General features: G+C 67.0%; 9 protein-coding genes. 1 reads left to right on the top strand and 8 read right to left on the bottom strand.

Features of this window, described 5'->3' with window-relative positions; all coding sequences use genetic code 11:
* Positions 1-243: 243 nt before the first annotated feature.
* From BDI24065_RS40280 to phnS, 7 genes are read right to left on the bottom strand one after another with little or no spacing between them, the layout of a single operon-like run.
* A complete protein-coding gene (locus BDI24065_RS40280; protein WP_175035862.1) occupies positions 244-795 on the bottom strand; it encodes a phosphonate degradation HD-domain oxygenase in 552 nt (183 codons plus the stop codon).
* Between the two features lie 4 nt (positions 796-799).
* On the bottom strand, positions 800-2254 hold the full coding sequence (phnY, locus tag BDI24065_RS40275) for a phosphonoacetaldehyde dehydrogenase (RefSeq protein WP_175035861.1): 1455 nt from the start codon (positions 2252-2254) through the stop codon (positions 800-802).
* Positions 2251-3558, bottom strand: a complete 1308-nt coding sequence (phnA, locus tag BDI24065_RS40270; protein ID WP_175035860.1) for a phosphonoacetate hydrolase — start codon at positions 3556-3558, stop codon at positions 2251-2253. The genes phnY and phnA overlap by 4 nt, the downstream gene beginning before the upstream one ends.
* Positions 3555-4415 (bottom strand): 2-aminoethylphosphonate ABC transport system, membrane component PhnV, encoded by an 861-nt coding sequence (gene phnV / locus BDI24065_RS40265; protein ID WP_175035859.1) that lies wholly within the window; start codon positions 4413-4415, stop codon positions 3555-3557. Before phnV ends, phnA begins: the two co-directional genes overlap by 4 nt.
* Positions 4405-5325, bottom strand: a complete 921-nt coding sequence (locus BDI24065_RS40260; protein WP_175035858.1) for a 2-aminoethylphosphonate ABC transporter permease subunit — start codon at positions 5323-5325, stop codon at positions 4405-4407. Before BDI24065_RS40260 ends, phnV begins: the two co-directional genes overlap by 11 nt.
* Positions 5303-6406 carry a 2-aminoethylphosphonate ABC transport system ATP-binding subunit PhnT gene (gene phnT, locus BDI24065_RS40255; protein WP_011353963.1) on the bottom strand — a complete coding sequence of 368 codons (1104 nt, stop codon included), beginning with the start codon at positions 6404-6406 and terminating at the stop codon, positions 5303-5305. Before phnT ends, BDI24065_RS40260 begins: the two co-directional genes overlap by 23 nt.
* 34 nt (positions 6407-6440) lie before the next feature.
* Positions 6441-7529 (bottom strand): 2-aminoethylphosphonate ABC transporter substrate-binding protein, encoded by a 1089-nt coding sequence (gene phnS, locus BDI24065_RS40250; protein WP_175035857.1) that lies wholly within the window; start codon positions 7527-7529, stop codon positions 6441-6443.
* Between the two features lie 259 nt (positions 7530-7788).
* Between phnS and BDI24065_RS40245 the strand changes: the two genes are divergently transcribed.
* Complete coding sequence (locus BDI24065_RS40245; protein ID WP_175035856.1) at positions 7789-8898, top strand: 2-aminoethylphosphonate--pyruvate transaminase; 1110 nt, start codon at positions 7789-7791, stop codon at positions 8896-8898.
* A 106-nt stretch (positions 8899-9004) separates the two neighbouring features.
* Here BDI24065_RS40245 and BDI24065_RS40240 read toward each other — a convergent pair whose 3' ends face one another.
* The gene (locus BDI24065_RS40240; protein WP_175035855.1) at positions 9005-10348 is read right to left on the bottom strand and encodes an MFS transporter; all 1344 of its coding nucleotides are present in this window, start codon (positions 10346-10348) and stop codon (positions 9005-9007) included.
* Positions 10349-10428: the final 80 nt, after the last annotated feature.

The raw sequence follows: 10428 nt of genomic DNA, 5'->3' as shown, positions 1-10428 counted from the left end.
AGCTCGTCAACAACTTTTTTCACTACATCGTTGCGACTGCGGGGCTCAACTTCCAGGCCAGCTGCGCGCTCCAGACTTCAGCACACCACCAGCCCTGCTTCCCTCTTCCGCACCGCGTTTCCGTTAGCGCGAAAGAGGCGTGATTGTAGGCAGCCTCTTCGATCTGCGCAAGGGGTTTCTCAAAAAAATATAAGGCTCCGCACGCTGCCGCGTGCGGAGCCTTATATAGAAGCAGCCGAACCGTCAGGCCGCGCGTACCTGGCGCGCGACGATCTCCATATAGTGATCGAGATCCGGCGTCACCTTGCCCTCTTCCTTCGCCGTATCGTCCCAGCGGCGCAGACGCAGCGCGTCCTCCGCGAACGGACGCTGCAGGAACGCCGCCGTCTCCTCTTCGCTGAAGATGCCGCCCTGCAGCCCGAGGCTGCGCACCGAGTCCGGCGACAGGCTCTCGAAGTAGCCGGCGTCCGTGCGGCACAGGCAGCGCTTCGCGTCGACGTGCAGCCGGATCGGCTCCAGCACCGCGTCGGAAAACAGCGGCCGCAGGAACGGCAGCACGTAATACTGATGCAGATCGTCGATCCCGCGCGCGCTCGGCGTCTCGCCCTGGCGATTCAGCAGATGCCCGAGGTCATGCAGGAACGCGGCCGCGACCAGCGCTTCGTCAGCCTCGGCCTCTTCCGCCAGCAATCCGCTCTGCAACGCATGCTCGAGCTGCGTGACCGGCTCGCCGCTATAGGCCACATGGCCATGCTCGCGATACAGCCCGTGGATCTCTTCCACCGTCAATGCCATTCATTCACTCCCAAGGCAGCGAAAACGTCTTCAGGTTCGTGAAGCTCTTCATCGCCTCCTGAACGCCTTCCTTGTAACCGAGCCCCGAATCCTTGATCCCGCCGAACGGCGACAGCTCGATCCGGTAGCCGGGCACTTCCCATACATTCACCGTGCCGACGTTCAGCTCGTTCACGAACCGCACGACCGCCGCCGTGCTGTCCGTACAGACACCCGACGACAGCCCGAACGCCGTCCCGTTGCTGATCCGGATCGCGTCGTCGATCGTGTCGAACGTGATCACCGGCGATACCGGGCCGAAGGTCTCCTCGCGCACGATCGTCATCGACGGATCGACGTTGTCGAGCACGGTCGGCGCGTACAGCGCGCCGCGCCGCACGTTGCCGGTCAGCAGGCGCGCGCCCTGCGCGACCGCCTCTTCCACTCGCGCCTCGAACAGCCGCGCCGCTTCCTCGTCGATCACCGTGCCCATTTCGTTCGCGGGATCGAACGGATCGCCGTACTTCCATGCGCGCGTCTTCTCGACGAGCAACTCGGTGAATGCGGGCGCGATCGAGCGTTGCACCAGCATCCGCTTGACGGCCGTGCAGCGCTGGCCCGAATTCCGGTACGAGCCGAGCACGGCCAGCGACGTCGCGCGTTCGAGATCGGCATCGTCGAGGACGATCAGCGGATCGTTGCCGCCCAGTTCCAGCACGATGCGGCGGTAGCCGGCCCGCGCGGCAATCGCCTTGCCGATCGCCACGCCGCCCGTAAAGGTAATCAGCGACGCATGCGGATGTGTGACGAGCTCGTCCGCGATCTCGCGCGGATCGCCGGTCAGTACCTGCAGCATCGGCTCCGGCAGCCCGGCTTCATACAATAGGTCGGCCAGGTAGAACGCCGACAGCGGCACCTTTTCCGACGGCTTCACGATCACGCGGTTGTTGGTCGCGATCGCCGGCGCGATCTTGTGCGCCACCTGGTTCATCGGATGATTGAACGGCGTGATCGCGACGATCACACCATCGAGCGGCTGCCGCTGCGAGAACACGCGGCGCGCCTTGCCGTGGGGCGTCAGGTCGCACGAGAAACTCTGCGCGTCGTCGCGCAGCGCCTCGATCGCTGCGAACTTCAGCACATCGGCAACGCGGCCGATCTCGTAGCGGGAGTCCTGTTTCGACAGGCCCGATTCGAGCGTGATCAGGTCGGACGCTTCCTCGGTACGCTCGCGCAACAGCGCGGCCGCGCGTTCGAGGATCTGCGAGCGCTCGTAACGCGTGAGCTGCGGCCGATACGCCATCGCGTAGTCGAATGCCGCACGCACATCGTCGACGCTCGCCAGCGGCACCGTGCCGACGCGCGTGCCCGTATAAGGGTCCATCACGTCGAGCGTGCGTTCGCGCGTCGCGCGCGTGCCGCACCAGCGCAGCGCCTCCGCGCGAAACGCCGGGTGATCGTGTCGGGGATGAGCCATCATGTCGCGACCCGGTTCAGCACGAAATCGAACACGTCGAAGTTGCGCGGGCGACGCGCGGGATCGACCGGCTCGATACGGCGATTGAACAGCAGCGGTACTTCCTGCTCCGATACGCCGCCATGCGAACGCAGCGGCACCGTGAGGCCCGACAGATCGTGTTCGCGCTCGCGCGTGCCGAGCGTCATGTCGCGGCGGCCGATCACGACGAGATCGCCGATCCGGTCGGCCGGCAGTTCGAAACGTGCAGCCGCTTCCGCGTTGTCGAGCACGAGCTCGACACCGTCGAGACCGCCGACACGCCACATCGCCTCGGCCCGGTCGACGCCCGGCGCCAGATAGATGGTTGCGAACGAGCCGAGCGCACCGTGATGCACGACGTACGGATCCGTGATCGGCAAAATCACGCGCGCAGCCTGCACGCCGTACCAGCCGTCGAATGCGTCCTGCAGATAGATGACGTTCGGCCGGCCCGTCGCCGGATCGTGCTTCGCGTTCATCCCGTGATCGGCCGTCAGCCCGATCGCCCAGCCGAGTGCGTCGAGCTGCGCGAGGTAGCCGTCCATCATCGCGTAGAACGCGTTCGCGCCGGCACTGCCCGGCTCGCACTTGTGCTGCACGTAATCGGTGGTCGACAGGTACATCAGGTCAACCTGGCGCGTCTGCGCAAGTCGCACGCCGGCCGCGAACACGAATTCGGACAACGCCGCGCTATAAACGTCCGGCGACGGCAGGCCGACCCAGTCGAGCACGTCGACGATCCCGTTTTCCGCGAGATTCGCCTGCGCGGCCTTCTCGGCCGAAAAGCAGATGCCGTTCAGTTGCCAGCCGAGCAGCCGGCGCAGCTTGTCCTTCGCCGTCACGACGGCCACCCGCGCACCGGCGTCGGACGCCGCCGCGAGCAGCGTGCCGGCCCGCAGATAGGCCGGGTCGTTCATCATCACTTCGGCACCGCGCCCGCCGTCGGCGGCCGGATCCCAGAAGTAGTTGCCGCAGATCCCGTGGACCGACGGCGGCACGCCGCAGACGATCGACAGGTTGTTCGGGTTGGTGAAGGTCGGCACGACGCAATCGGCGCGCCAGGCCGTGCCTTCCGCGATCATCCGGCCGATGAACGGCGCGACGCCCGCTTCCACAGCCCGTTCGAGATAGTCGTACTCGCAGCCGTCGACGCAGACGACGACGGTCGGTTCGACCGGCAGCCGGTAGTGCCGGCCGTTGACGTCGACGGAGCGTCCCGCGAGCCCCGTGGATGTGCCGGACGCCGACGCGTCACCGGGATGGCGCAATGCGAACGCGGCGTTCATGATGCCACCCGCTTGCCGCGCGGCACGCGCGCAGCGATCAGCAGCAGCGCCGCGAGCGACGCGCCGAGCATCAGCAGCGACAGCGCCGATGCCGGCAGGTAATACCCGCGCTCCACCTGGCCGATCACGACGATCGGCACCGTTGCGAAGCCGGGCGGATAAACCGTCAGCGTCGCACCGAGCTCGCCGAGCGACAGCGCGAAGCCGAGTGCGAGGCTTGCGCGCAGCGCCGGCACGAGCTGCGGCAGCAGCACGCGACGCAGCACCATCGCGGGCGGCGCACCGAGGCTCGCCGCCGCTTCGCGCAGCACGGTCAGCTCCGGACGCAGCGCGGCGGCCGCGCAGCGATAGCAGAACGGCAAGATCAGCGCGAGCTGCACGAGCACGACGATCGCCGCCGAACTCGACAGGTCGACCGGCTTCTGGTGATACGCGATCAGCACCGCGAGCCCGAGCACGACGCTCGGCACACCGTTCGGCACCATCACGAGCGCGTCGACCACCGCGCCGAGGCCTCGCCGGTCGCGCCCTTCGAGCGCCAGCGCAAGCCACAGCCCGAGGATCGTGCCGACCGCCGACACGCCGAAGCCGATTTCCAGGCTCGTCAGCAGCGCGTCGTACTCCGGCGACCCGAGCCGCTCGAACCAGCGCAGGCTGTAGCCAGCCGGCAGAATCGTGCCCGACCACTGCGTCGACACGCTCGACAGCGCGACGACGACAACAGGCAACACGAACAACCAGAAGCACGCGAACGCGGCCAGCGCGAGCGCCGCGCGCGACGCATGCTTGAGCACCGTGTCGCCCCAGCCGATCTGGTGGCGCGGCACGGCTTGCCCGATACGGTATTCAGCGGACATCGTTCCCTCCCGTCGCACGCCGGTTCACCCGGCGATAAACCGCATACAGCGCCAGCGACAGCGCGAGCATCATGACCGCACCGGCCGACGCGGTCGGCAGGTCGAGGTCGACGGTCGCGCTGCTGTAGATCGCGACCGGCAGCGTCACGAGACGCGCGCTGCCGAGCACGAGCAGAATCCCGAATTCGTTCAACGTCAGCAGGAAGCACAGCACGGTGCCGGCGGCGATGCCCGGCCACGCGATCGGCAGCACGACGCGACGTGCCAGCATCCAGCCGGACGCGCCGAGACTGCGCGCGGCTTCGATCAGCCGCAGGTCGAGCGTCGCGAACGACGCGAGCGTCGGCCGCACGACGAACGGCGTATAGAACACGGTCTGCGCGAGGATCACGCCGCCGATGCCGAACAGGAAATCGAGCGGCGGATTCTCGAGATGGAACAGGTGCTGGAGCGCGATGCTGATCGAGCCTTGCGAGCCGTACAGGAAGATCAGCGTGAACGCGACGAGGAACGACGGGAACGCGACGTACAGCTCCAGGAAGCGCGTGACGAGCGATGCGCCCGGAAACGGCTTGAAGAACAGCAGCGCGGCCAGCAGCACACCGAGCACCGACGCGGTGCCGGCGCTCGCGAACAGCACGCCGAGCGTCGTCAGCAGCACGCTGCGCGTATCCGGGTTGCCGAAGAACGTGCGGTACGCGGCGAAACTCAGCCCGTGGTCGCCCGACACGCTCAGCAGCACGAGCCGCACCAGCGGATAGACGACGAGCGGGCCCAGCAGGATGACCGCGAGCGCGGCCAGGTGCAGGTCGCCCATGCGCTTGCGGCGCCGCGCGGCGGCGGCGTGCGCGGCGGCCGACGCGAGCACGTGCGGCGGCAGGCCGGCTTCAGGGCTCGATAAGGACGACATCGTCTGCCTCGCAATGCAGGGAAACGCGCGCACCGCGCTCGGGAGCCGCACCGCGGCCGCGTTGCATCGTGACGCGCACGGGCTCGTCGGGCGCCGCATCGATCGTGACCGCGATCGACAGGTCCGCGCCCTGCCATTCGACGGACGACACCGTGCCGTGCAACCCGCCCGCGGCCGGCGGCATCAGGGTCAGGCGCTCGGGGCGCACGCAGGCCACCTTGCCGCGCACTTCGTGGCGCGGATCGCCGAGCGGGAAGATCACGTGCGGCGGCAGCAGGTTCGCCGGGCCGAGATAGCGTGCGACGTAGCCGTCCTGCGGCGCGTCGTACAGCTGCTGCGGCGTGCCGAGCTGCGCGATGTGGCCGTCGCGCATCAGCAGCGCGCGATCGGACAGCACCAGCGCGTCGTCGCGGTCGTGCGTCACGCAGACGACGGTCAGGTTCGGCAAGCGCTCGTGCAGCGCTTTCAGTTCGCTGCGCACCGATGCACGCAGGTTGGCGTCGAGCGCCGACAGCGGCTCGTCGAGGAGCAGCACGTCCGGCTCGATCACGAGCGCGCGCGCCAGCGCGACGCGCTGCTGCATCCCGCCCGACAGTTGCGCGGGCAGGTGATGGCCCGCATCGCCGAGCTGCACGAGCTTCAGCGCGTCGGCGACACGGCGCGTCACTTCCGACGACGCCATGCCGCGTGCGCGCAGCCCGAATGCAACGTTCTCGAACACCGTCAGGTGCGGGAACAGCGCGTAATTCTGGAACAGCAGACCGAGATTGCGCTTGTGCGGCGGCGCATAGGTCAGGTCGCGTCCGGCAACGGTCAGCGTGCCGGTCAGGCCGTCGGCCTTCACGAACCCGGCGATGAAGCGCAGCAGCGTGGTCTTGCCGCAGCCGCTCTTGCCGAGCACGGTCAGAAATTCACCGGCACCGATCGACAGCGACAGATCTTCCAGCACCGTGCGTGCGCCGTAGCGCACGCTCAGGTGTTCGATCTGCACGCCGCCCGGCGCGCCGGACCGCAGCGTTGCCTGCGGTTCGGCGGCGCCGAATGCGCCGGGATGGGTCAGGGTGGTTTCCACCGGGTTCATCCTCTTGCTCACAAATACAGGCGGCGTGCGCCGATCACTTCGGCTTGACGACGTCGAGCTGCTTGCCCGAGCTGCCGATCACGTCCTTCTTCCAGCGCTCGATCCACACCGGCTTCTTCGCCATCACCTGGGTCCAGTCGACCGGAATCAGCTTCACGCCCGCGATCGCCTTCTTGACCGCTTCGCCGTTCTTGCCGGCCAGCGGCACGTCCGTGCGGCCCGGGATGCCGTACATGTCCGGCACCTTCGACTGCACTTCCGTCGACATCAGGTAGTCGATCAGCTTCTTGCCGACTTCCTGGTTCGGGCCGCTCTTGATCAGGCCGATGCCGTACGGGAGCTGGAACGTGGTCGGCTGGTCGCCTTCCTTGGCGGCCAGGAAGATCGGCTTGACGGACAGCGCGCCGTGTTCGGCATCGTCGAGGTCCATCTGCAGGTCGCCGTTCGCGACGCTGATTTCGTTACGCGACAGCAGCACGTTCAGGTAGCCCGTGCCCTTCGTGTGGAACTTCACGCTCTGCGACAGCTTCGCGAGGTAGTCGAACGCCTTGTCCTCGCCCATCAGCGACGTCGTCAGGATCAGCACGGCCATCCCGTCGCCGGCCGTGGCCGGGTTCGAGTACGCAACCTTGCCCGCGTAGGCCGGCGACAGCAGGTCACCGAACGTCTTCGGCTGGTTCTTCACGACGTCCGGGTTGATCGCGAACGAGAAGTAGTTGTTCACGAACGTTGCCCACGTGCCGTCTTCAGCCTTCGCGATGGCCGGCACGTTCTTGTAGTTCACGCTCTGGTACGGCTGCAGCAGACCCATCTGGCCAGCTTGCTGAATGAACGGCGGCAGCGTGACGATCACGTCGGCCTTCGGGGAATTCTTCTCGATGTTCGCGCGGTTGACGACTTCACCGCTGCCCGCCGTCACGATGTTGACCTTGACGCCTTCCTTCTTCTCGAAGGCCGGCAGCACATCGCGATAGAGGTTCTCGAGACCGTCTGCCGTATACAGCACGACCGCGCTCGCCGCATGTGCGGGCAGCGCGGCGCCCATCAGACCGGCGACGCTGGCGGCCAGCGCAAGCTTGCGGAACGCGCCGGCAGCGGCGCGCGAGGGTTTCTGCAGTGTCATCTGACTTCTCCGTAGGCGGAACACCAAATGGCCGGGGCACGATCCGGCTCTCCTGTTATCTCCGGGCAGGGCCGATCGACGGCCCGCCTCGCTACCGCGCTGAGGTTAGGTTTCGCGCGGCAAGCGAAGGATCACAGCGTTCGATGACAAACCCGTGACGAATGCGGCAATTTCCAAAAAATGACACATTTTGCCAATATCATGCAAGTCATTCAGAAATGCCGCCCGGTGTTTCTTCCGACCTTTGCAAGGGAAAACCATGTCCGACCCGATTCTTCTTACGCCCGGCCCGCTCACCACGTCCGCCACAACACGCCACGCAATGCAACATGACTGGGGCTCATGGGACGCCGCTTTCAATCAACTGACGGCCAGCGTCTGCGCGGATCTCGTCGCGATCGCGCACGGCGGTGATGAATACGTCTGCGTGCCGATGCAGGGCAGCGGCACGTTCTCGGTCGAAGCGGCGCTCGGCACGCTGGTGCCGCGCAACGGCGTCGTGCTGGTGCCCGACAACGGCGCGTACTGCGCGCGCATCCTGAAGATCCTTGGCCGGCTCGGTATCGAAGCGATCGCGCTGCCGTTCGGCGAGGACGCGGCCGTCGATCCGGCCGCGATCGAAGCCGCGTTCGCGCGCGAGCCGCGCATCACGCACGTCGCGCAGGTGCATCTGGAGACGAGCGCCGGCATCCTGAACCCGCTCGACGACATCGCCGCCGTGTGCCGGCGCCACGGCAAGCGGCTGATCGTCGACGCGATGAGCTCGTTCGGCGCGCTGCCGATCACGCTGGCCGGCAGCGGCATCGATGCGCTGATCTCGGCGAGCGGCAAATGCCTCGAAGGTGTACCGGGGATGGGGTTCGCGATCGTGCGGCGCGAAGCGCTCGACGCGAGCGAGGGCAACTCGCCGTCGCTCGCGCTCGATCTCCACGATCAGTATGCGTACTTGCTCAAGACGGGCCAGTGGCGCTTCACGCCGCCGACGCACGTGATCGCCGCGCTGCGCGCCGCGCTCGACCAATATCTCGCCGAAGGCGGCCAGCCGGCGCGCGGCGCGCGCTATGCGGACAACTGCCGGACGCTGGTCGAATCGATGCACGCGCTCGGCTTCACGCCGTTCCTCGACGCGAGCGTGCAGGCGCCGGTAATCGTCACGTTCCACGCGCCCGACCACCCGGCCTACGATTTCCGCCGCTTCTACGACGCGGTGCGCGACGCGGGTTTCATCCTGTATCCGGGCAAGCTCACGCAGCTCGAGACGTTCCGCGTCGGCTGCATCGGCGCGATCGACTCGAACGATATCCGCCGCGCGGTCGCGGCGATCGCGCAGGCGGTCGAATCGCTCGGCATCGCGGTGCAGCGCGCATAAGCGCGGCACGATGCCAGCCGGCTCCCCCGCCGGCACGCGCAAAGAAAAAAGCCCGGCGGCCTTGCGGCTGCCGGGCTAACGCACAGGATCTGCGTGGAACCGGTGCTTACAGCTCGATCCGCTTGATGTCGCCGACGACGAAGATGTACGACGCCGCGCCGACGAGCGCGATCACGCCGATGAACACGAGCGCACCGACGAACGACCCGGTCGACGCGACGATGAAACCGACCACGAGCGGCGTGACGATGCCGGCGAGGTTCGCAGCGAAGTTGAAGATGCCGCCCGTGACGCCGAGCAGGCCGTCCGGCGCGATGTCCGACACGAGCGTCCAGCCGAGTGCGGCCATCCCCTGCGCGAAGAACGCGACCGACATGATTGCGATCACGGCCTCGTTGCTCTGCACGTAGTTCGCGAGAATGATCGTCGACGCGAGCAGCAGGCCCGCGATGATCGGCAGCTTGCGCGCGAGGTTCGCGGACTTGCCGCGACGCAGCAGCCAGTCGGAGAAGATCCCGCCGAACATCACGCCGACCGATGCGGCGATGAACGGCATCACCGCGAAGAAGCCGATCTTCAGCCAGCCCATGTGGCGCTCGGTGGCGAGGTAGGTCGGGAACCAGGTCAGGAAGAACACGAGCGTCGAGTTGCCGGCGAACTGACCGAGGCAGATACCCGCGAGCTGGCGCTTCTTCAGCAGCTTGCCGGCCATCGCCCAGCTGAACGACTTCTGCTCGCCCTTGCCGCCTTTGTCACCGTCCTTGCGCACGCCGTGCACCAGGCCGCCGCCCGCCTCGATATAGGCCAGTTCCTCCGAATTCGCGCCCGGATGATTGCGCGGCTCGTAATAGAACTTCCACCAGACCAGGCCGAACACGATACCGACCGCCCCGACGACCCAGAACAGCGAGCGCCAGCCGAACGCGCCCATCAGCGCGAACAGCACCGGGCTGAAGAACGCAAGGCCGATGTACTCGCCGACGGTGTAGGTACCCGTCGCCATCGCGCGCTCGTTCTGCGGGAACCACGTCGCGACGACGCGGCTGTTGGTCGGGAAGCACGGCGCCTCCGCGACACCCAGGCCGAGACGACAGGCGAGCAGCGTCGCGACGCCGGGCACGAAGCCCTGCAGGAACGTGCACAGCGACCACAGCGTCATCGACCAGTAATAGGTGACCTTGCTGCCGAAACGGTCGAGAAAGAGGCCGCCCGGCACCTGTGCCGCCACGTACGTCCACGAAAACGCGGAAAACATGATGCCCATCACGGCCGCGTTGATGCCGAGCTCCTTGGTGAGCTGCGGCGCAGCCACCCCCAGCACGGTGCGGTCGAGATAGTTGATCATCGTGCCGATCGCGAGCAGCGCGAGAATCTTGTAGCGCGCCGAGGTGCGCCGGACGGTGCCGGACGCCTGCGCCGGCGCGGCGCTCGTGTGGGTGGTGTGCTGCATGGTCGTCTCCTTATATCTTCAATTTGCTTCAAACTTCAGTTGTGGCCCGCCGTCAGGCGGGCTGCTTTACCGGTTGGCGG

The organism is Burkholderia lata (assembly GCF_902499025.1).
Classification (GTDB): domain Bacteria; phylum Pseudomonadota; class Gammaproteobacteria; order Burkholderiales; family Burkholderiaceae; genus Burkholderia; species Burkholderia lata_C.
Note: the sequence above shows the minus strand (reverse complement) of the source record. Positions and strands in the feature narration are given on the sequence as shown.

Excerpts from the sequence above, each read along its gene's own strand:
- BDI24065_RS40240 (WP_175035855.1), bottom strand. The coding sequence starts at position 10,348 with ATGCAGCACACCACCCACACGAGCGCCGCGCCGGCGCAGGCGTCCGGC.
- phnY (WP_175035861.1), bottom strand. The coding sequence starts at position 2,254 with ATGATGGCTCATCCCCGACACGATCACCCGGCGTTTCGCGCGGAGGCG.
- BDI24065_RS40260 (WP_175035858.1), bottom strand. The coding sequence starts at position 5,325 with ATGTCGTCCTTATCGAGCCCTGAAGCCGGCCTGCCGCCGCACGTGCTC.
- phnA (WP_175035860.1), bottom strand. The coding sequence starts at position 3,558 with ATGAACGCCGCGTTCGCATTGCGCCATCCCGGTGACGCGTCGGCGTCC.
- BDI24065_RS40280 (WP_175035862.1), bottom strand. The coding sequence starts at position 795 with ATGGCATTGACGGTGGAAGAGATCCACGGGCTGTATCGCGAGCATGGC.
- BDI24065_RS40245 (WP_175035856.1), top strand. The coding sequence starts at position 7,789 with ATGTCCGACCCGATTCTTCTTACGCCCGGCCCGCTCACCACGTCCGCC.
- phnV (WP_175035859.1), bottom strand. The coding sequence starts at position 4,415 with ATGTCCGCTGAATACCGTATCGGGCAAGCCGTGCCGCGCCACCAGATC.
- phnT (WP_011353963.1), bottom strand. The coding sequence starts at position 6,406 with ATGAACCCGGTGGAAACCACCCTGACCCATCCCGGCGCATTCGGCGCC.
- phnS (WP_175035857.1), bottom strand. The coding sequence starts at position 7,529 with ATGACACTGCAGAAACCCTCGCGCGCCGCTGCCGGCGCGTTCCGCAAG.